General features: G+C 33.9%; 20 protein-coding genes. 11 read left to right on the top strand and 9 right to left on the bottom strand.

All coding sequences use genetic code 11. The annotated features are described in order from the left end of the window. Positions 1 to 12: 12 nt before the first annotated feature. The 5 genes from H6589_10470 to H6589_10450 all read right to left on the bottom strand — a co-directional run bounded on the left by H6589_10470 (position 13) and on the right by H6589_10450 (position 6,134). Complete coding sequence (locus tag H6589_10470) at positions 13 to 1,350, bottom strand: PhoH family protein (GenBank protein ID MCB9175021.1); 1,338 nt, start codon at positions 1,348 to 1,350, stop codon at positions 13 to 15. Between the two features lie 190 nt (positions 1,351 to 1,540). Further along, positions 1,541 to 4,234, bottom strand: coding sequence for an N-acetylmuramoyl-L-alanine amidase (locus tag H6589_10465; protein MCB9175020.1), 2,694 nt, complete (start codon positions 4,232 to 4,234; stop codon positions 1,541 to 1,543). Positions 4,235 to 4,298: 64 nt separating this feature from the next. Then, positions 4,299 to 4,865 (bottom strand): hypothetical protein, encoded by a 567-nt coding sequence (locus H6589_10460; GenBank protein ID MCB9175019.1) that lies wholly within the window; start codon positions 4,863 to 4,865, stop codon positions 4,299 to 4,301. Between the two features lie 14 nt (positions 4,866 to 4,879). Beyond that, positions 4,880 to 5,314, bottom strand: coding sequence for a PaaI family thioesterase (locus H6589_10455; protein MCB9175018.1), 435 nt, complete (start codon positions 5,312 to 5,314; stop codon positions 4,880 to 4,882). Then, entirely contained in the window at positions 5,304 to 6,134 is an 831-nt protein-coding gene (locus tag H6589_10450) for an alpha/beta hydrolase (GenBank protein MCB9175017.1), read from the bottom strand. Before H6589_10450 ends, H6589_10455 begins: the two co-directional genes overlap by 11 nt. A gap of 79 nt (positions 6,135 to 6,213) precedes the next feature. On the opposite strand from H6589_10450, the gene H6589_10445 reads away from it, so the two are divergent. Genes H6589_10445 through H6589_10430 form a run of 4 tightly spaced genes read left to right on the top strand, consistent with a single transcriptional unit; the run spans position 6,214 to position 9,422 of the window. Continuing rightward, positions 6,214 to 6,738, top strand: coding sequence for an NAD(P)H-dependent oxidoreductase (locus H6589_10445; GenBank protein ID MCB9175016.1), 525 nt, complete (start codon positions 6,214 to 6,216; stop codon positions 6,736 to 6,738). A gap of 38 nt (positions 6,739 to 6,776) precedes the next feature. Next, the gene (locus tag H6589_10440; GenBank protein MCB9175015.1) at positions 6,777 to 7,991 is read left to right on the top strand and encodes a DEAD/DEAH box helicase; all 1,215 of its coding nucleotides are present in this window, start codon (positions 6,777 to 6,779) and stop codon (positions 7,989 to 7,991) included. Further along, positions 7,991 to 8,881: a B12-binding domain-containing radical SAM protein gene (locus H6589_10435; protein ID MCB9175014.1), complete on the top strand. Its 891-nt coding sequence runs from the start codon at positions 7,991 to 7,993 to the stop codon at positions 8,879 to 8,881. The genes H6589_10440 and H6589_10435 overlap by 1 nt, the downstream gene beginning before the upstream one ends. A 43-nt stretch (positions 8,882 to 8,924) precedes the next feature. Further along, the gene (locus tag H6589_10430) at positions 8,925 to 9,422 is read left to right on the top strand and encodes a hypothetical protein (GenBank protein MCB9175013.1); all 498 of its coding nucleotides are present in this window, start codon (positions 8,925 to 8,927) and stop codon (positions 9,420 to 9,422) included. Positions 9,423 to 9,425: 3 nt separating this feature from the next. Here the strand turns inward: H6589_10430 and H6589_10425 are convergent, their stop codons facing one another. Both H6589_10425 and H6589_10420 read right to left on the bottom strand, forming a co-directional pair. Beyond that, positions 9,426 to 9,788: a YraN family protein gene (locus H6589_10425; GenBank protein ID MCB9175012.1), complete on the bottom strand. Its 363-nt coding sequence runs from the start codon at positions 9,786 to 9,788 to the stop codon at positions 9,426 to 9,428. A 7-nt stretch (positions 9,789 to 9,795) separates the two neighbouring features. Continuing rightward, positions 9,796 to 10,695, bottom strand: a complete 900-nt coding sequence (locus H6589_10420) for an LD-carboxypeptidase (GenBank protein ID MCB9175011.1) — start codon at positions 10,693 to 10,695, stop codon at positions 9,796 to 9,798. Positions 10,696 to 10,846: 151 nt separating this feature from the next. Between H6589_10420 and metG the strand changes: the two genes are divergently transcribed. The 6 genes from metG to H6589_10390 all read left to right on the top strand — a co-directional run bounded on the left by metG (position 10,847) and on the right by H6589_10390 (position 19,035). Beyond that, the gene (gene metG / locus H6589_10415) at positions 10,847 to 12,889 is read left to right on the top strand and encodes a methionine--tRNA ligase (protein MCB9175010.1); all 2,043 of its coding nucleotides are present in this window, start codon (positions 10,847 to 10,849) and stop codon (positions 12,887 to 12,889) included. A 77-nt stretch (positions 12,890 to 12,966) separates the two neighbouring features. Then, on the top strand, positions 12,967 to 13,950 hold the full coding sequence (locus tag H6589_10410) for an rRNA pseudouridine synthase (GenBank protein MCB9175009.1): 984 nt from the start codon (positions 12,967 to 12,969) through the stop codon (positions 13,948 to 13,950). 78 nt (positions 13,951 to 14,028) lie between these two features. Continuing rightward, positions 14,029 to 14,613 (top strand): hypothetical protein, encoded by a 585-nt coding sequence (locus tag H6589_10405; protein MCB9175008.1) that lies wholly within the window; start codon positions 14,029 to 14,031, stop codon positions 14,611 to 14,613. A 113-nt stretch (positions 14,614 to 14,726) separates the two neighbouring features. Further along, positions 14,727 to 17,381 (top strand): hypothetical protein, encoded by a 2,655-nt coding sequence (locus H6589_10400; protein MCB9175007.1) that lies wholly within the window; start codon positions 14,727 to 14,729, stop codon positions 17,379 to 17,381. A 133-nt stretch (positions 17,382 to 17,514) separates the two neighbouring features. Beyond that, on the top strand, positions 17,515 to 18,795 hold the full coding sequence (locus H6589_10395) for a replication-associated recombination protein A (GenBank protein ID MCB9175006.1): 1,281 nt from the start codon (positions 17,515 to 17,517) through the stop codon (positions 18,793 to 18,795). Between the two features lie 63 nt (positions 18,796 to 18,858). Continuing rightward, positions 18,859 to 19,035, top strand: a complete 177-nt coding sequence (locus tag H6589_10390; protein MCB9175005.1) for a hypothetical protein — start codon at positions 18,859 to 18,861, stop codon at positions 19,033 to 19,035. 46 nt (positions 19,036 to 19,081) lie between these two features. On the opposite strand, the gene H6589_10385 is transcribed toward H6589_10390, so the two are convergent. Both H6589_10385 and ffh read right to left on the bottom strand, forming a co-directional pair. Further along, entirely contained in the window at positions 19,082 to 19,972 is an 891-nt protein-coding gene (locus tag H6589_10385; protein MCB9175004.1) for a bifunctional 5,10-methylene-tetrahydrofolate dehydrogenase/5,10-methylene-tetrahydrofolate cyclohydrolase, read from the bottom strand. A gap of 84 nt (positions 19,973 to 20,056) precedes the next feature. Then, on the bottom strand, positions 20,057 to 21,385 hold the full coding sequence (gene ffh / locus H6589_10380) for a signal recognition particle protein (GenBank protein ID MCB9175003.1): 1,329 nt from the start codon (positions 21,383 to 21,385) through the stop codon (positions 20,057 to 20,059). Between the two features lie 208 nt (positions 21,386 to 21,593). On the opposite strand from ffh, the gene H6589_10375 reads away from it, so the two are divergent. After that, positions 21,594 to 22,481: an OmpA family protein gene (locus H6589_10375; GenBank protein ID MCB9175002.1), complete on the top strand. Its 888-nt coding sequence runs from the start codon at positions 21,594 to 21,596 to the stop codon at positions 22,479 to 22,481. The last annotated feature ends 177 nt before the right edge of the window (positions 22,482 to 22,658 follow it).

Below are 22,658 nucleotides of genomic sequence, written 5' to 3'. Positions count from 1 at the left end.
TTATTTTAAACCCTACAACATTTCATTTGCCAAGTTAGCCAACTCGCTACGTTCACCTTTTTCGAGGGTAATGTGTGCAAACAATTCATGTCCTTTTAGTCGGTCAATTAAATACGATAAACCGTTACTTTGTTCATCTAAATAAGGTGAATCAATTTGATTGATATCGCCTGTAAATATTATTTTAGTGTTTTCTCCTGCTCTGGTAATAATGGTTTTTACCTCGTGTGGAGTTAAGTTTTGAGCCTCATCAACAATAAAATACACATCGCTTAAACTACGCCCACGAATGTATGCCAATGGAGTAATTACAATACGTTCGTCCTTTTGCATATCGTCAATTTGTCGGTAGCGTTTTTCGTTTTCGCCAAATTGGTTCTTGATGTATTTTAAGTTATCCCACAATGGCTCCATGTACGGTCCAATTTTATCGTTGGCATCGCCTGGTAAATAACCAATGTCTCTGTTGCTTAATGGCACAATTGGTCTAGCTAATATTATTTGTTTGTATTGATTACGTTGCTCCAACGAACTTGCCAATGCCAACAAGGTTTTACCCGTACCTGCAACACCTTGTAATGCTACCAATTTTATGTTGTTGTTCAGCAAAGCGTGAATTGCAAAAGCTTGTTCGGCATTTTTTGGTTTTATACCGTAAACGTATTCTTTTTCAACACGTTCTAAAGTATTGTCTAACGGATTGTAAAACGACAATGCCGAATTTTTACCGTTTCGTAAAATGTAAAACGAGTTTTTTTGAAACTTAAACCCATTTATTTCTGGGTTTTCGATTTTACCACCATTAAATATTTTCTTGATGATTTCTGGGTCAACATCTTCAATGTTTTCCTTTCCCTTTACCACTAAATTGTTAACGTCTTGTATTTTACCTGTTAAATAATCTTCTGACGGTAAATCTAACGCACGAGCTTTTAAACGTAAGTTAATATCCTTAGTGACCAAAACTACTGTTCTATCGGGGTATTCTTCTTGCAACGAAAGTGCTGCGTTTAAAATTTTATGGTCGGCTTTGGTGTCATCAAAAATAAATTCGGCATCACGTTTGGTTTTTTCGTGGTGCATAATAATTTTAAACTTTCCTTCTTTGTTTTTATCCAACTTTATCCATTGCTGAAGGGTATTGTCTTCGCTTATTTTATCTAAAAATCGAATAAACTCTCGAGCTTCAAAGTTTTTAGTATCGTTACCTTTTTTAAAATCATCTAACTCCTCTAAAACTGTAATTGGAATAGCAATGTCGTTATCCTCAAAATTATTAATTGCGTTGTGGTCGTGAAGTATTACTGATGTATCTAAAACATAAATTCTCGATTGTTTCTTCTTTTTCATAGACTGGGTTTTCGGTTTATAATTTCACTTAAAGACGATAGGAAATTAAGTATTAATTACAGCGAAATTTTATCTATAATGATTAATAATTAACCGAGTTACCAACAATCGTTTTAATTAGCTAATTGAATGATGTGATAATGTAGTAATTACAATATCAATGAATAGAAAATTGTATGAAATGTTAGATTTACTCCTTCAAAAATTTGAAGATTTTTTTAGCGTTGTTGTCGTTAACCTCTAAAAAGTAAAGCCCATTACTCAAAACCGAAACATCAATTTTTTGTCTGTTTGAATTTTGTAGGGTATGAGTAATGACTTCTCGATTTAATACATCTCTAACAATTACAGTACTATTTGCTCTCAAGGCTTGGTTAAATTCTAAGTACAACAAATCTTTTACTGGATTTGGATACATTTTTACTTCGTTTTCATCTATCTCATTGATGCCTGTAATCCAATCAACATTTACTAATTCCTCTGCAATGGTTGATACATTTTTAGCATTGTCAATTACTATCGATTTTATTTTACCTGCTGGAGTTCCTTCGTACCTAACGTCATCATTTGGTCCGTTTCCAATTTTTATTAATGCAGTACTGTTTCGGTCGTGGTAAATTTTTAAATTGTTTACTGTATAAACTGCATCACCGCTTCTAAACGAAACAAAATCGCCATTGGTGGTATGTGGTGTAGCATCTTGCCACGATGCTTTAAACACATCGTTAACAAACACATCAATTTCACCATTGGTTTTATCAAACGTAACTTTAAAATCGTAAAAAGTAGCTGCATTAAAATTGTACGAAACATCTTGCTCTAAAGTAAACACATCGTTTATCACTTTGTAAATCTGAATTTTGTCGTTATCCAATCTAAACCAAACAAAGTAGGAATTTCCACGATTGGTTAATGAAGCGTTATCGGAATAAAAATGAAAGCCTGCTCTTCGATTTGTTCCTGAACCTTCTAATTTTCCTTCCCAATGATACAAATACTTGTTGTAGGTATTTTGATTCACTGCTGCATAAATATTGGTGTTGGTATTGGTGTCTTCCGACTGCACCAAGTAAGCCCCTGCAATGTTCCAAATTCCTGTTACAGCAGTCCAATCAGGGTGAATAGCTGTATCAAAATTATCGCTAAAAAATCCGTTGTTATTGTTGGCTCTCCATTCTACACCATCGTTATCAATAACCTGATAAAACTGGTGTTTTACTCCACTACCTCCAACATTATCGGCATCGGTAAAGGTACTAGTAAAATCTGTATTTGCAGGATTTGGAGCTGCTGAAATAGCTGTTGTTGGCTTTATAGCATCGGGTGCAACCGAGTTCCAAGTAATTTCAAAACCTGGTTTTGTAGTAGAGCAATCCGAACGAAACTCAATCAACACATTTCCACTGTTTACGGTAATGGTTGATGGAATAGTTGTTCCTGTATAAAAACCGATTCGATTTGTAAAAGGAGTTATTCCATCATAAATATACAAGTAATCCCATGTAGATTCAACATCAAAAACAGTAATATTCAAGGTAATTGAAGATGCTCCCGTTGGTTGAATCAAGAATAGCGTTCGTTCATCATTACCATAGTTTCCACCACTTCCACCTAAATCGGTTACCGTTCCAGTTAAATTGGTATTGGTTGTTATTGGTGTGGTGTTGTTAATTAGTTTGTAATAATAATCCCAATCCCAATTTGCTCCTGGGTCGGTATGGCTTTGGTTTGGATAATGTTGATGACCTTTAATTTTTACACAACTTCCGGGAATGCTTGATGCATTGTAGTTGGTTGTAGGTGCCCAAGGGAAATAAGCAGTTCGCAAGGGACTAATTCCATAACCACTTTGTGTAATGTCTCTTACTAAATCAGCAGATGATTGATACATGGCAACGGTGTACCATGCTGGGTCGCTCACGTAACCTTCATGTTCCATACCAATGGTATAAGGATTTTCAGAACCCACATGCCAAGCTTTGTTACTTTCTAAAACCACTTGTGTTACTTGTCCATCCGACGACCTTAAACAATAATGGTAAGAAACACTTGATGAAGCACAATTTGCTGCCCAGGAAATTGCTCCTGCATAAGTTCCTTGAATAGTGTGAACAGTTACTGCTGAAATAGCAGTACCATTTCTAGAACTAAAATTACATGGTGTTAGTTGTGTTAATGCAGGAGGATAATCCACAGAACTAATAGTATGCCCAGAATTGGAATAAGTTTTACCAGTTTCTGTTGCTATAGTGTTTTCAGAAATAACAATTTTAGACGAAGATAAAATTGCTAAATTTTCTGCTCCAAAAACATTAACCATGTTGATGTTATGATTTGGAAAATTGAATTTTTTTTGAGCTTCAGCATCCGTCATAAAATTGAATACGGAATACAAGTGTGAGTTCAATGCAAAATCTTGAGCCAACCCATCGTATGGCAATTCGCTTAATGCAATTAAAACAGGAACATGGTTTTCAATGTTATTTTTATCAAAAGTAGATTGATTTAATAAGGTTTGATAAGCACTAGCATAAGCCAAAACATGTTGGGTAGGGTTTTGTAAAATATCATTTACGGGAACTCCCGAAAGCTGTGAAACATAATTTAAATTGTTTCTAAAATAATTTTTTCCATCAAGGGTTAAACCCATCACTCCATAAGCTAAAGGAATACCTGTACAAGCTTCTTCGGTATTATCTAAATGCTGAAAACGAGTATTGGTATAAGCAATAGCCTCTAAAACTCCTCTTGGCACATCAGGATATTGCAAATAAGCTTGATTAAATTCATTTTGAAATTGGTTGTTTGGATATTTATTTTGTTGTGCAAATAGTGTAAAACCAAAAAAAGTAAACACAACTAAAAAAAGTACATTTTTTATCATAATTGGATATTTGTTTACCCAAAAATAAAAAAATAAACTGGAAAAATTAGTGTAGTTTATTAAATTACAAACCTATAGAAATACCCCCTCGGATTATAGGGTTAGGATAAAAAGAATCTTGAGTTTCGTTGATATCCCACAATACTAAAATTGAAATGTACGATCTACCACCGCCCATCTGTTGCTTTAAACCACCACCCAAAAACACACCTACAGCATTAATTCTTTCTTGTCGGTTGTATGAAAAATAATTCATCAGATTGGTTTCAGCATGAGCCAAAATAGGAATGTCTTTAAATAGATACTGTGTAAAAATACTTCCTCCATAAATATTGGTTTTGTACTTATATACATTATCAGAATAGTAAATGTATGTTCCACCAATACCTGCTAAAATGTTATCGGTTAAATAATACCCCACTGTTGGAGAAATCTCAAAATACGTTAAATCACCAAAAGTTGCTCCTAAACCTCCACCAACAGTAACTCGTTTCCAATCAAATTTTCCTTTCGATGATTCGTCATCTTTTTTAGCTTTTGGGGTATCTCCATACACATAAGAATCTTCATCTGCTTGAGCAAAGATGAATAGCGGAAAACATAAAGTAAGAATTAATGCGAATTTTTTCATACCAACCAAAAATACTAATTTTTATAACTTTCGATACTTGTTAGTTCTATTTTTGTTTTTACAAAAACTCCTGAACCCGAACCCATTAAATTACCCTCCTCATCAAACAAGTTAGCACGAGCTTCTAATTTGTTTCCTAAATTCTTCGTCATTTCTCCTACAGCAAGAAGTTTACCTCCCAAAATTGGTCGTAAAAATTTAATTTCAAAAGAACCTGTAACCACAAATACATCATCAACAATTGAATTGGCTGCAAAAAAAGCTGCATCGTCTAGTAATTTAAAGTACACAGAGCCATGCAAGGCATTTGCAGCATGAAAAAATTGCGAGTCGACGTCCATTTTTATTTCACACTTTCCGTCCTTTACTTGAATGGTTGGTTTCATTAATTTATTTATTGGAGCAGCATAAAACATGTTCTCCAAACTTTTAAAATGTTTATTGCTCATGAATCGTATTTAATACAGGTTGAAGATTACAAATGGTGTTATAAAAGTCGGTAATTTGGTTTAAAACGAAGGTTTGTTTTTGCAAATGAGGCGAATGTCCACACTTTGGTATCATCACATTTCTGTTGTATTTACTTTTTGATTTTGTTACGATAGATTCTACTTGTAACGCTGTTCCATATTCATCCTCAAACCCTTGAATAGCAATAATAGGAGCTATAATATTGGTTAAATAATGTTCTATATTCCAATCTTTAAAATTAGGATGAGTGATGGTTTTTGAAAAAGCGTAAAACGTACTATCTGTGTGGTCGAAATGATATTTTTCAAAGCTTTTTTTGAGTCGAGAATCACTTTTGTAGAGTGCTTCTAATTTTTTAATGCTATCGACACTAATTTGCTCGTTAAAAACATGAGCTGCCATGCTAACCACCAACTTTACATTTTCAGGGAATAATGAAGCGTAAATCAAAGATATACTTGCTCCATCACTATGCCCGACAAGTATAAGTTCTCTGTTGGTTAAATTTAATTTTTCAATTAGTTTGGGTAAAAAATAATTCCCTTCTACATCTAAATAATTTGAATCTCTTTCCTCTTGCAAAGGTGTTGAATGACCGTAGCCATAGCGTTCGTAAATCAATCCTGGCAAACCTAATGTTTGACACAATTTTTCAGGAAAATCCTTCCATTGTGCTATGCTGCCCAACCCCTCATGCAAAAAAATAACTAATGGTAAAGAGGTATTAGTTTTACCAATTAACTGATAAGCCAATTTCACCTTTTCGTCTACCTGAACATATTTCAACTCTTCGCTCATGCTTGCAAAATTAACTTTATTCGTGTTTTTTATGAAACAAAATCCGAACTTTGATTGATAATTAAATTTCTGCCACTAAATGTCTTCAAACGTTTTAATGATATTGGCTCACCCAAACATTGAGCAATCTATCGCAAACAAACACATTAGCAATATTGTTTCTGCTTACGATAATACTGAAGTAAGAAATTTAACTTCACTATATCCTGATTTTAAAATTGATGTAAAAGCTGAACAAGAAGCTCTTTTAAAAGCTGATATCGTAGTTTTTCAATACCCTTTGTTTTGGTATGGAGTACCGAGTTTGCTAAAAGAATGGATTGATAGCGTTTTTACGTTTGGTTTTGCCTTTGGAAAAGGAATATATCAACTTGAAGGTAAAAAAATTATTGTTTCGTTCACAACGGGCAGTTCTGTAAAAGATTACCCAGTAGAAGTGGTTGAAAAAATAGTTTTTCCGTTTAAAGGTTTGGCAGATTATTGTAAAATGGAATACATTACCACGTTAGTTTCACATGAAATTGGCGGATACTCTGAAGAGGCTAAAACCAAATCGATAAACAATGCCGACATCCACGCAAAAAAAATGCTAGAAATAATTTGATTACCTTAACACCCAATATTTTAAATACCACATTATAAATGAATTTTACCGATTTCGGTTTTGAACCTCAAGTAATAGAAGCCCTAGATGCCATGGGTTTTACAAAGCCTACCCCAATACAAGAACAATCTATTCCACATGTTTTACAACGAAAAGATGTAATTGCTTGTGCACAAACTGGTACTGGAAAAACAGCAGCTTTTATACTCCCTATCTTAAATTTAATTTGTAAAAACCCGAATCAAGGAAAAGTTAGTACAATTGTTATTGTCCCGACTAGAGAGTTAGCCATACAAATTGATCAACAAATTGAAGGGTTGAGTTATTTTACCAATGCTACTTCTATTGCTATTTATGGAGGTGGTGATGGCAAAAGTTTTGACTCAGAAAAAAATGCTTTGTTAACCGGTGCCGATATTATAGTTTGTACACCTGGTCGTTTTATGTCGCATTTAAACATGGGGTATTTTGATACTTCTGGTGTAAAACACTTTATTTTAGATGAAGCCGACCGTATGTTAGATATGGGTTTTAACGAAGACATTATGAAAATTGCCGAACAGCTTCCAAAAAACCGTCAAAACCTATTGTTTTCGGCTACTTTTCCACCCAAAATTAGGTCGTTAGCCAACCAACTGTTAAAAGACCCTGTTACAATAAATATTGCCATTTCTAAGCCCAACGAGGGCATTAAACAAGGAGCTTATTTGGTTCATGATGGTCAGAAAATTGCACTTATCAAATCCATACTTACCAAAACAAATTTTGAGCATGTTTTGATTTTTACAGGTAAAAAAGTGATGGTAAAAGAAATTACCAATGCCTTGGCTAGAGCAGGAATCCAAGCAAAAGGTATTCAATCGGATTTAGACCAAAAAGAACGTGAACAAGTTTTACTTGATTTCACCAACAAAAAAGTACGCGTTTTGGTTGCTACCGATATTTTAGCCAGAGGTATTGATATTAAAGGAATAAACTTGGTTATTAACTATGAAGTACCCCGTGACGAAGAAGATTATGTTCACCGTATTGGAAGAACAGCTAGAGGTGATAACAAAGGTGTGGCATTAACATTTATTAATGCTGAACAATGCTACGATTTTGCTAAAATTGAAAAACTGATTGAAAAAGAAGTTCCAAAAATAGCTTTACCAGAAGGGTTTGATGAAGGTCCAACCTATGACCCAACAAAAAGACCTTCTTTTAAGAAAAAGAAATTTCACACCAAGAAAAAATTTACCAAACCAAACTAATGTATCACTACCCTATTAATTATGATGAGCCTTTGTTTCGTCCACCAAGCGAAGCCTACTCCTTAATTATACAAGTTACTTTAGGTTGCTCTTACAACAAGTGTGCTTTTTGTGAGATGTACACTTCAAAAAAATTTAAACCTCGAAAAGAGGAAGATATTTTTAAAGATATCGACGCTTTTATCCCTTATAAAAATGAAGTTAGAAAAGTATTTTTAGCCGATGGCGACCCTATGGTACTTTCTACCGATAGATTATTGAGGATATTAAATAAACTACGTCAAACCTTCCCAAAATTACAACGTGTATCTACTTATGCTACGCCAGAAAACATTAATCGAAAATCTGCTACTGAACTACAAGAACTGCAACAAGCTGGTTTAACCTTGCTTTATGTTGGAATAGAATCGGGCGATAATGAAGTATTAAACGCTATACAAAAAGGAGAAACATTTGACTCGATAGTTTCGGGAATTAACAAAGCCAAAAAAGCTGAAATAAACAGTTCGGTAATGATAATAAACGGAGTTGGCGGAAAGATGTTAACGAAGCAACACGCTATAAATTCAGCCAAAGTGCTTAACGAAACTCAACCTAAATATGCTTCAACTCTTGTTTTAACAGCCCACAAAGGAATGGAACATTTTAAATCAAGGTATCAAGGAGAATTTATTCCACTCCATTTACCTGAATTGTTTGATGAGATGAAAATTTTTATGGAGCATTTAGAATTAAATGAAACCATTTTTAGAAGCGACCACGCCTCTAATCATTTGGTGCTTAAAGGTGTTTTAGGAAAAGACAAACAACTTTTTTTAAATCAAATCGATTTAGCTATCAACCATCCAGAAATCGCTAACTTAAGAAAACAGTATCAAAGAGGTTTTTAAGCCATTTTTAAGCCTAATTTCGCATTAACTAAAATCCGCTAACATGAAAAAAACATTCTTAATTATCTGCCTTGCATTATCGTCAGTATTATTTGCTCAAAATCCTATTGCTGTTGGTCAAGCACAGTTAAATGCAGGTTTTGGATTTTCTACTTATGGTTTGCCAGTTTATGTTGGTTTTGATTATGGTGTACACGAAGATATTACTGCTGGTGCCGAGTTCTCATACCGTTCATATAATGACGAATATTTTAATACCAAATACAGCCACAAAGTTTACGGATTCTCTGCTAATGCCAATTACCATTTCAATGGATTATTAGATCTTGAATCAAAATACGATGTGTATGGTGGGTTAAATGTTGGTTTTTATGCTTGGAGTTCTTCTAGCGGATACAAAGGAAAACGTACATCAGGCTTAGGCTTAGGTCTACAAATTGGTGGTCGTTACTACTTTAACGATAAAATTGGTATTAACCTAGAGCTTGGTGGTGGAAATGCTACTTCGGGTGGTAAGATTGGCGTATCGGTGAAGTTTTAAGAATTATGCTTCAGGGTAGAATGCATCTTTGATGTGTTCTATTTTTTGTTCATTATTGTTTTTTACAATGGCAACAACATCAAATCTGCAATCTAAATCAATTTCGTTAGTTTCGAGGTAATAATTTGCTCCTTCAATCAAATGTTTTTGTTTCGATAAGTTTACTGCTTCTGCTGGATTTCCAAAATAATTGGTTGAACGTGTTTTCACTTCTATAAAAACCAACTCGTTATTATCACGAGCAATAATGTCAATTTCAAATTTCTTTTCGTGCCAATTGGTTTCTACAATAGTGTATCCCAATTTTATTAGGAAATCTACTGCCAATTCTTCCCCTTTTTGTCCTAGAGTATTGTGCTTTGCCAAATCAATTTTATTTAAAACTCAATTCAACTTCATTTTTACTAACTTTTAAATCAACCTCTGCACCCATCATTAAAGCTCTGTTATCCTTAATATGCCCAGCAGGAAACTCAAAACAAACTGGGTAGTTGTACTCTTTAACAACATCAAAAATTATTTGTTTAGCTGTTTTTCCATACGGAACCGTATTATCGTTCATGTCACTCATGCCTCCAACAATCAATCCTTTCAACTCTGTTAATAGTCCAGCTAGTTTTAAATTCATCATCATACGGTCAATATGATAAAGGTATTCATCCAAATCTTCCAAAAACAGTATTTTTCCTTTCGTATTAATTTGCGACCGCGTTCCAGTTAAACTGTAAATAATTGACAAATTTCCTCCTACCAGCTCTCCAGTAGCATCTCCTAGTTTATTCAATTCATCAACATCGCAAGTGTAAATAGGTAAAGCTCCAAATAAGGTTTCCTTTAAACTTTCTAATGCCTCTTTAGTATTTGTAGCAAAATTAATTGGCATACTAGCATGCAAAGTTTGTATGTTAAAATTGGTATTGATGTGATTATGTAAAACCGTTACATCGCTATAACCAACTATCCATTTCGGGTTCTTTTTAAAATTGGAAAAATCAATTTGATCAATAACTTGAACTGTTCCATAACCACCTCTAGCACAAATAATCGCTTTAATTTCTGAATTGTCCAACGCATTTTGTAAATCAGCAACTCGTTCTTTGGTTGTACCCGAAAATTGATGGTTTTCATTAAACAAGTTTTTGCCAAAAACGGGTTCTAATCCCCACGATTTTATAATAGCTACTGCAGGTTCTAACTCTATTTTAAAGATTTTACGAGCAGTAGAAATAATGGCGATTTTATCTCCTTTTTTTAAACTTGGTGGTTTTTCCATATTTACATTATTAAATTAAAATACTAAATGTAACTTTGCAATCGCTTTTAACAAAAAAGGTCGTTCCGAGCAAAGCCAAGAAATCTTGTAAATAATACTTTCCAAAGTAACAAGATTTCTCCACAAGGTCGAAATGACAAGCAAAAAATTTATGAACACACCAAAACGATATACTGTTACTGCTGCATTACCTTATGCCAATGGTCCTTTACATTTGGGGCATATTGCTGGTGCTTACTTACCAGCTGATATTTTTGTTAGATATTTAAAAGCAAAAGGCAACGATGTGGCTTTTATTTGTGGTTCTGATGAGCATGGTGCTGCTATTACATTGCGTGCAAAAAAGGAAGGCTGTACACCACAAGAAATTGTAGATAAAAATCATATTTTAATCAGAGATTCGTTTGCCGATTTTGGCATTCATTTCGATATTTATCACCGAACTTCATCACCTTTACACCACGAAACAGCTGCAGAATTTTTTAAAACCTTATACGATAAAGGAGCTTTTACCCAAGAAACCAACGAGCAATTTTTTGACGAAGAACACCAACAATTTTTAGCTGATAGATATGTTACCGGGACTTGTCCGAAATGTAGCTCTGCTGGTGCTTATGGCGACCAGTGCGAAAAATGTGGATCTAGTTTAAATGCCAACGAATTAATAAACCCTATTTCTACCTTGAGTGGTAAAACTCCTGTTTTAAAAGAAACTACACATTGGTTTTTACCGATGAACAAACATGAAGACTGGTTAAAAAAATGGATAGAAACTGGGATATTAGATGGAAAGCAACATCACAACCCGAACGAATGGCGTAAACAAGTGTTGGGTCAGTGTAAAAGTTGGATTGACAACGGATTACAACCTCGCTCCATTACACGCGATTTAGATTGGGGGGTAAAAGTTCCAGTTGAAGGTGCTGAAGGAAAAGTGTTGTACGTTTGGTTTGATGCTCCAATTGGATATATATCTGCAACCAAGCAATGGGCTGCCGACAACAATAAAAACTGGGAAGATTATTGGAAAAATGAAGATACTCAGTTGATTCATTTTATTGGAAAAGATAACATTGTTTTTCATGGAATTATTTTCCCCATTATATTAAAAGAACACGCTGATTTTATTTTGCCAACCAATGTTCCTGCCAACGAATTTCTAAATTTAGAAGGCGATAAAATTTCTACATCACGTAATTGGGCAGTATGGTTACACGAATATTTAGAAGATTTTCCGAACAAACAAGATGAATTGCGTTACGTTTTAACTTCTATAGCTCCAGAAACCAAAGACAGCGAATTTACTTGGAAAGATTATCAAGCTAGAATTAACAGCGAATTGGTAGCCATTTTCGGAAACTTTGTAAACCGAACAGTTGTTTTAACTCATAAATATTACGAAGGGAAAGTTCCTAACCAAAATACATTAACACAAAACGACAAAGACGTATTAGGAGCTATATCAGCCGCTCAACAAAAAGTAAACGAACTTATTGAAAGCTACAAATTTAGAGATGCTCAAACCGAAGCCATGACTTTGGCTCGAATAGGAAATAAATATCTAGCCGATAACGAACCTTGGAAATTGTATAAAACCGATGAAGTTCGAGTGCAAACCATTTTGAATGTTTCCTTGCAATTGTGTTTGGCATTAAGTGAAATTTTCAAGCCATTTTTACCAAAAACTTCCGAAAAACTTATTCATATTTTAAATGCTTCAGATGCTACTGAACTGAAAACTGGACATCAAATAAACCCTACTGAATTACTGTTTGAAAAAATAGAAGATGAAGCCATTGATGCTCAAATTGAAAAATTAAAGAAAACAACCGTTAAACAATCTAACCCAAAAGCAAAACCAATGAAAGACGAAATAACTTTTGATGATTTTACCAAAATGGATATTAGAGTAGTTACCATTTTAGCTGCCGAAAAACATCCTGATGCTGATAAATTATTAAAACTTACAGTTGATACAGGGATTGATGTTCGTACAGTAGTTTCTGGTATTGCACAACACTACAAGCCTGAAGATATTATTGGTAAACAAGTTTCTATTTTAATGAATCTTGCCCCCCGAAAAATTAGAGGAATTGAATCGAAAGGAATGATTTTAATGGCAGAAAACAACGAAGGAAGCTTGGCTTTTATTTCACCAGAAAAAGCCATAGATAATGGCGGAGAAATTAGGTAAAAGCCTCCCCAACCCCTCCGAAGGAGGGACTAAAAAACTAAAAACGAAACACTAGTTACAATACACGAACTACCAAAATGGAAAACCGAAAACGAAACGATAAACCCAAATCATTGGATAGAAAAAAAACTATTACCAAAGACAAAGGCAAACCAAAATTTGCTGATAAAAAGAATTCTTCATCAAAAAGTTCAGATAAACCTGAATTTTCAGATAAAAAAGAAACCAAAACTTCTCGCCCTCCCTTCGGGAGGGGTGGGGAGGGCTCTAAATTACCATTTAAACGTAAACCATTAAGCAAGCCGTCAACAACCCCTGCTGCAAAAACAGTTAAACGAGTTGATGATGGTACTATGCGTTTAAATCGTTACATAGCCCACGCTGGAGTTTGTTCTCGAAGAGAGGCTGACACCTTAATTTTATCAGGAGCTGTATCGGTTAATGGAGTTGTAGTTACTGAGCTAGGCACACGAGTTAAAGAAGATGATAAAGTTAGTGTTGGTAACGAATCGATAAAACAAGAACAAAAAGTTTATTTGTTGATGAACAAGCCAAAGAACTTCATTACATCGGTAAGCGACCCACAAGGCAGAAAAACGGTAATGCAGCTGGTAGGCAAATTAAAACAACGTGTATATCCAGTAGGAAGATTAGATAGAGACACCACAGGAGTATTGATGTTTACCAATGATGGTGACTTGGCAAAAAAACTAACTCATCCTAAACACGGAATTAAAAAAATCTACCAAGTTACCCTCGATAAAAATGTGCCTCAAGCTCATTTAAAACAAATTGCGGAAGGAATTGAATTAGAAGATGGATGGATTAAAGCTGACGAAGTGAGTTATGTTGGTAAAAAAGAAGATAGAAGAGAAATTGGCATTGAAATTCATTCGGGTAAAAATAGAATTGTACGACGCATTTTTGAACATTTAGGCTATCAAGTTATTAAACTTGATCGTGTATATTTTGCTGGTTTAACCAAGAAAGATTTATCTCGCGGACAATGGCGTTATTTAACCACTGAAGAATTGAACATTTTTAAAATGTTGCCGAAATAGTTTTTTAGATTAACCATTTCTTCATTAAGGCTTTTTTTGAATTACAACCTTTATTAAAAATATTTCGTCCCTGAATTGATGAAATGCTTATTAAATTTTCTAGTATTATTACTTTTTACTCTTCCGATAAAAAGTAATGCAACAATCCATGAAAAAATAATTACGGATTGTAGTGACATCACAAACGTTTGTATTGGCGATACTATTCGCTATATTGGTGACAGCTTAAATAGTAATGCGTATGGAGTTACTTATATATCAATATTTAATTCTATTTCACAAAACAATACCTATTACACCGTCACATCAAATATTGGTGTAGCTACTACACAAGACCATGTTATAATTAATGGTGATGAATCTTTTGAACTACAATTATGTGGAATTACTACTTTATATTTTGTTTATAATTGTCCACTAAACATTGAAAGTATATCCAACCATTCTTATCGAAATCAAGTAAATCCTAACCCTACAACAGGTATCTTTTCTATTGGTTATCAAAAACAAAATATTGAATTATTTTCTATAGATGGTAAAAAGCTTTTTGAAGTTTATGATAACAAAATGGACATTACGAATTTTAATTCCGGCTTCTATCTTATCATAACAAAAGATATTTTTGGGGAAATAATATCTCGAGATAAAATCATTAAAGAATAATTTTTCCTAACCGTTAACGAACCTTTGTTAATTAAAATCTTCTAAACTTCACAAACGAAGCACATTCGACACTAATTTTGAAATAGAAACGCAATTTTTCCGTTTCATTTCAGATGTCGGCTCTAAAAAAATTTTCCATAACACTTGCCATAATTGTTGCATTGTTTGCTGCCATTGGTCTTTACATTTCTTCTGTTTACGAAGACGAAGTAAAAAACTACCTGATTACTGAAATCAATAACAACCTGAATACTCCCGTAGATATTGAAGAAATCAATTTTTCAGTATTTAAAAAATTCCCTTACGCTTCGGTAGAATTTAAAAATGTTACTGCCAAAGAGATGTCTTTAAAGGATAAGAAAGACGATTTGTTTTCGGTGAAATCGATTTTCTTTCAGTTTAACATTTTAGACATCATTAAAAAAAATTACATCATTAAAAAAATTGCCGTTGAAGATGGTTTTGTGAATTTAAAAATTGATAAAAAAGGGGACGATAATTTTCATATTTGGAAAAAAGACACCACCCAAAACAAAGAAGCGTTTAAACTGGAACTAACTCAATTGCTGTTTGAAAACATATCGCTTTCTACAGTAAACGATTTTAAAGCCATTGATTTTTTAATTCTTTTTGAAGATGTTAAACTTTCAGGAAATTTTTCGGACCAAAATTTTGAATTGGACACCAAAGCAAAATTGTTGTTTCAGCAGTTAAATAGCAATAAGCAATCGTGGATTAAAAACAAACGAGTGGCAATAAACACCGCCTTATCGGTTAATAACGAAACCAATAAATGTGATATAAAAAAAGGAAATATTGCCATTGAAGATTTAAAATTTAATTTACTCGGAAGCTTTACTGTAAAAGAAAACACTACGTTATTATCTATCAAATCTGAAGGTGACAACCTTTCTATTGAATCTATTTTTTCACTGTTTCCTCCCGAACAACAAGAAAAATTAAAATCGTACAAAGCAAAAGGAAACATTACCTACCACGCCAATTTAAAAGGCAACTACTCGTTTACTCAAAACCCCGATTTTGATGCTACGTTTAAAATTGTAAATGGCGAAATTCTCGAAAAAGAATCTGATTTATCGTTAACCAAATTAAGTGTTAACGGTAGTTACCTTAATAGGAAAGGAGCATTAACCAAACTGGTATTACAAAATTTTAATGCCAATTTCGGTGCAGGTAATATTGCTGGAAATTATACCATTACCGACTTTAACAATCCCTACATTGAATTTAGCTCAAAAGCTATAGTTGATATTGCTGCGGCGAAAACATTTTTTAAACTCGATACCCTTGAAGTTGCTTCAGGGCAATTAAATTTAAATCTAGATTATTTGGGTTATTTGCAAGAAATTAGAAATGTTTCTGCTAAAGATTTACAAAACCTGAAAGCTACCGGAAATGTTACTATTTCTAACGGTAATTTAAAATTGGTGAATTATCCTTACTTATTAGCTGGTTTAGAAAGCTCGTTTCAATTTAACAACAACGAAATTATTATTGATTCGTTGGCTACCAACCTAAACAGTAGTTACATCGAGTTAAAAGGCAGTTTTAAAAACTTGTTGGCATATTTGTTTGTTGATAATCAAAAACTGTTGGTAAATGCCACATTTTATTCAAAAAAATTGATTTTAGATGAGCTTTTAATGGACGATAAAAGCACCAAAAAAGATACCATTTACAATCTATCTCTACCTCAAAATGTTTCGTTTAGCCTTAATACCCGAATAGACCATTTTCAATTTAGACAGTTTAAAGCAGAGCAATTTTCATCACATTTAACGCTACAAAACAAGCAATTTACAGCATCAAACATAAGTTTTAATGCCATGCGTGGTAAAGTGAATGGCGATTTTTATTTAGACGATACCGAAGCCAACGATATAACCATAACAAGTAATACTACAATAACAGATATTGACATTAAAGAACTGTTTCACCAATTCGAAAATTTTGGACAAGATTATTTTGTTGCTGACAACATAAAAGGTACAGCAACCACTCAGGTAGAGCTTGCTGGTGTTTGGAATAAAAATTTAGAATTAAACAAAGACAAACTTTTTGTTGTTGCTGATTTAACAGTAAACAGAGGTGAATTAGTAGATTACAAACCAGCAATGGCTTTAGCTAAGTTTATTGAAATTGACGAACTCAAACACATTAAATTTTCTACACTACAAACTCATATCGAAATAAAAAATCAAGTCATTAGCATTTCAAAAACCGACATTAAATCATCTGCTATTGATTTAACCATTGCTGGTACGCACTCATTTAACAACAACATCGACTACCGTTTTAGAGTATTGATGAATGATTTGTTGTGGAAAAAAGCCAAATCGAAGAAAAAAGAAAATACGGAATTTGGCTATATTGAGGATGATGGTTTGGGAAAAACTGCCCTATTCTTACACATGACAGGTACAGTAAAAAACTACAAAATAACCTACGACACCAAAGGTTTGAAAGAAAAATGGAGCGACGATTTAAAAGAAGAAAAACGCAATTTAAAACAGATTTTAAAAGAGGAATTTGGTTGGTTTAAAAAAGACAGCACCTTAACCGACCAAAAAAAACAAAAGAAAGACGGTTTTTTAATTGAATGGGAAGAAGACACAAGGAAGTCCGAAGATCGAAGTGGGAAGACGGGAGATGGAAAAAAGACCGAAGAAAAAAAAGGATTAGGAAAGTTAATTGATAAAATAGCCAAACCTGATGCTGAAGAGTACGAAGAAAATGGAGATTTTTAAAGTCTTGTCATTCTGAACGAAATTTGTTCCCCGATTAATCGGGGTTAATAAATGAAGTGAAGAATCTTTTTAAAGCCGACTACTTTTTCTAATTTAGCACTAAACTCCTAACCTTATAAACATTTAAACTCAATTGACTCCTCAAACACCATTAGCAGAACGATTACGCCCTACCACATTCGATAATTATGTGGGGCAAGAGCATTTGGTTGGGCAAAACGCTACCTTACGCCACGTAATTGAAAAAGGGATTATTCCTTCCATGATTTTTTGGGGACCTCCAGGTGTTGGTAAAACCACGTTGGCTAATATTATTGCTACACACACCAAGCAACCTTTTTATACATTAAGCGCAATAAATTCCGGAGTAAAAGATATTCGCGAGATTATTGAAAAAGCAAAGTCGCAACCCTTATTTGGCACCAAAAACCCTGTTTTGTTTATTGATGAAATTCATCGCTTTAGTAAATCGCAACAAGATTCATTACTTGGTGCAGTTGAAAAAGGAACAGTTACCTTAATTGGTGCAACAACCGAAAACCCATCATTTGAAGTTATTTCGGCATTGCTTTCGCGTTGTCAGGTATATATTTTAAAAGAACAAACCAAAGAAGATTTAACCAAGTTATTGCACATTGCTTTAACCACAGACGAGTTTTTAAGCAAGAAAAAAATCAATATTTTAGAGTACGAAGCTTTGTTGCAACTTTCGGGTGGCGATGCTCGAAAACTACTCAATACCTTAGAAATCGTCGTTAATAATTTTGAAACCGAACCGATAGACATTACTAACGATTTGGTAATTGAAATTGTACAACAAAACATGGTACGTTACGATAAAACAGGCGACCAACATTACGATATTATTTCTGCCTACATCAAATCCATTCGTGGTAGTGACCCCAACGGTGCAGTTTATTGGTTAGCTCGTATGCTCGAAGGTGGCGAAGACCCGAAGTTTATTGCTCGTCGATTATTGATTTTATCTTCCGAAGACATTGGAAATGCCAACCCTACAGCATTGGTTATTGCCAACAATTGTTTTCAAGCCATTAATGTAATTGGTATGCCCGAAGCGAGAATCATTTTATCTCAGGCCACCGTTTATTTAGCAACATCGCCAAAAAGCAACGCATCGTATCAAGCAATAAATACCGCAATGGAATTGGTTCGTAAAACGGGTAATTTGTCGGTACCGTTACACATACGTAATGCACCAACCAAATTGATGAAGGACATTGGTTATGGAACGAATTATGCTTATTCGCACAGTTATGAAGGCAACTTTAAAGCTCAAGAATATTTGCCCGATGAAATTAAAAACACCAAGCTTTACGAACCAGGTAAAAATGCCAAAGAAGAAGGTATTCGAAAGTTTTTAAAAGATAATTGGAAGGATAAATATGACTATTAATTCCTTTTTTATCCCCTTGAGGGGATTATAGGGGTGATGTATTAACTATTAACATTAAAAATCATGGACTACAATTTAGACGAAAAAACGTACAACGAAATTGCCAATTTAATTGGTAGTGATGCCAGTCCTGTTGGGATTGATGCAAAGAAAACGCACATCATTATTATCAAAGCTTTAGCTGATTTACATGCTAAAATTGATAACTTGGAAAAAGAAATTGCTGAATTAAAAAAGTAGAGACAGATGATTATCCGTCTCATGTTTGAGACGATAATTATCTATTTCATTTTTGAGACGCATAATTATGCGTCTCTACGGCAAGTAAGGTATTTTTCAATAAACTGGCAATAGTCATTGGTCCTACTCCACCCGGAACTGGAGAAATAAATGCACATTTTGGTGCTACCTCATCAAACTTTACATCACCAATTAATCGAAATCCTGATTTTTTGGTTGTATCTTCAATACGATGAATACCAACATCAATAACTGTAGCTCCTTCTTTAACCATATCGGCAGTTAAAAATTCTGGTTTACCAATTGCTACAATAAGAATATCAGCTTTTAAGGTAAATTCTTTCAGGTTTTTTGTTCGGCTGTGAGTAAGTGTTACCGTACAATTACCAGGAGTGGTATTACGAGCCATTAATATGCTCATGGGCGAACCCACAATGTTACTTCTACCAATAACTACACAATGTTTTCCTTCTGTTGGTATGTTGTAATGACGCAACATTTCTACAATACCGTAAGGTGTTGCCGGTAAAAAACTTGGTAAATTCAATACCATTTTACCCAAACTCACTGGGTGAAATCCATCTACATCTTTTATAGGAGAAATGGCTTCGGTAACTTTTTGTTCGTTGATGTGTTTTGGCAATGGCAACTGCACAATAAAACCATCTATTTCACTATCGTTATTTAATTTATGGATTTCGTTAAGCAAATCATTTTCAGAAATGGTCTCTGGCAATTTTATCAACGACGAACCAAAACCAACCTTTTCGCAAGCTTTTACTTTAGCATTCACATACGTTTGGCTAGCTCCATCGTTACCAACCAGCACTGCTGCTAAATGAGGAATTTTTCCACCTTTCAATTTTATGGCTTCAACTTCTTTTGCAATATCATTTTTGATTTTGTCTGAAACCTCTATTCCACTAATTATTTTCATTTTGAATATTGTTTATGGTATTTGGTGTTTTGTATGTAGTATATCAAAAGGCTAGACACTAGACACTAGACACTAGACACTAAATTACCTTTTCGGCATACTCTTCATCAGTTTAGCCATTTTATTCTTATCGCCCATCATTTTCATCATTTTGCTGGTTTGCTCAAACTGTTTGATTAATTTGTTTACCTCTTGTATGTTTGTTCCACTTCCAATGGCAATTCTTTTACGTCTGTTACCATTCAACACTTGCGGGTTTGAACGTTCGTGAGGAGTCATTGATTGGATAATAGCTTCTATTCCTTTAAAAGCATCATCATCTATATCAACACCTTTTAATGCTTTACCAACACCTGGTATCATACCCATCAAATCTTTAACGTTACCCATTTTTTTAATCTGACCAATTTGGTCCATAAAATCGTTAAAATCGAACTGGTTTTTAGCAATTTTCTTTTGTAATGCTCTCGCCTTTTCTTCGTCGTATTGTTCTTGGGCACGTTCAACTAAACTTACCACGTCACCCATTCCCAATATCCTATCCGCCATACGTTCTGGATAAAACACATCTAGCGCTTCCATTTTTTCTCCTGTACCAACAAACTTAATAGGTTTATCAACTACAGTTCGAATAGATAAAGCCGCACCACCTCTCGTATCACCATCTAACTTGGTTAATACAACACCATCAAAATTTATTTTATCGTTAAATGCTTTAGCCGTATTTACGGCATCTTGCCCAGTCATGGAATCTACAACAAACAAGGTTTCTTGAGGGTCAATTGCTTTTTTTACCTCAGCAATTTCGTTCATCATTTGCTCATCAACCGCTAAACGACCAGCAGTATCAACAATAACTACATTGTAACCTTTACTTTTAGCATGAGCTACTGCTCTTTTAGCAATATCAACAGGGCTTTTGTTTTCTTTATCACTCCAAACCTCAACGCCTATTTGCTCACCCAGTACATGTAATTGGTCGATTGCCGCAGGACGATAAACATCGCCGGCTACCAACATTGGAGTTTTGCCTTTTTTGGTTTTTAAATAATTGGCAAGCTTACCCGAAAAAGTAGTTTTACCCGAACCTTGTAAACCAGCAATTAAAATTACAGCAGGGTTACCTTTAATGTTGATTTCCTGCATTCCACCACCCATCAACTTTGCAAGTTCATCGTGGGTAATTTTAACCATTAATTGGTTAGGCGAAATGGCGTTAATTACATTAGCACCTAAAGCTTTTTCCTTTACCGTATCAGTAAATTGTTTGGCCACTTTGTAGCTAACATCGGCATCTAGTAACGCTTTTCTAATTTCTTTAACTGTTTCAGCAACATTAATTTCAGTTACTTGTCCTTGTCCTTTTAAAACTTTAAAGGCTCTCTCTAACTTATCGGATAAACTATCAAACATTTTATTCTAATTTTTCTATTTGCGAATTTAAGAAATTTTTGTTGTTGAAAAATAATAAATATTGAGCGAAAACGGTATAGTAAGCTTATTAACTTTACTAAAAATACAAAGAAAAATTTTAACCAATATTTAATCTTGCTTGTTAGCTTATTTATTGATTATATCATAACCTTTGTACTGATTTTATTAAACTTTTAAATTAATTGTTATGACTAGCAAAAAATCAATTTCAGGAATTTTTATTATTGCAGGAGTGCTATTTTTAACTTCTTGTGTACCTACCTATAAATGTGGCGACCCTATACCAGATAAAAAAATTATTGGCGGCAAAAAATTGAAAAATTTGGTTGCCGAACGCGATGAACTTTGTACCAATTTAAAAACGGAAGAAACACAAAATGCAAAATTAAATGCCGACTTAAACACTTTACAAACCGACCATGATAACCTAAATGCTAAATACAAAAGTTTAATTGATGTGAACATGTCGCAAACCGACCAATACAACAAATCGTTAAAAGAAAAATCGGACGAATTAAACAAGAAAGAAAAATTACTTGCTGAAAGAGAAAAAGCATTAAAAGAATTGCAACAAACCATTGCAAGAAAAGACTCTATTACGAACAGACTAAACGAAATTTTAAGAAATGCCTTGTTAGGCTTTAACTCAGACGAACTTTCGGTAGAAATTAAAAACGGAAAAGTGTATGTTTCGATGTCGGATAAACTGTTGTTTAAATCAGGTAGTGCTGCCGTAGAAAGCAAAGGAATAGAAGCCTTAAAAGTATTAGCTGATGTGTTAAACAAAAATACAGATATCGACATTTTAGTGGAAGGACACACCGATAATATTCCAATTAAAACTGCATTGTTTAAAGACAACTGGGATTTGAGTGTTATCCGTGCTACATCAATTACTAGAACCCTTACCGACGATTACAAAGTGGCTACAACTCGTGTAACAGCTTCGGGTAAAGGAGATGTTTTCCCAAAAGCAGACAATGCTACTCCTGAAGGAAGAGCGAAGAACCGTAGAACAGAAATTATCTTGTCGCCAAAATTAGACGAGATTATGAATTTATTGAATAGCAAATAAGATTTCCATTAAAAATTAGCCGTAGAATAAACGTTAATTAAACGTTTATTCTACGGTTAAACATACAGTTAAATTCTTATACTGTTGATTATCAAAACAATTGAACGGATTGTTTTTTTTATTACATTTGGAAAAAGATATAGTGCGAATAAATGCAATTGCATTTATTCGGATGTT

The organism is Flavobacteriales bacterium, assembly GCA_020635795.1.
Lineage (GTDB): Bacteria > Bacteroidota > Bacteroidia > Flavobacteriales_E > Vicingaceae > Vicingus.
This window is presented reverse-complemented; position numbering and strand designations above follow the sequence as displayed.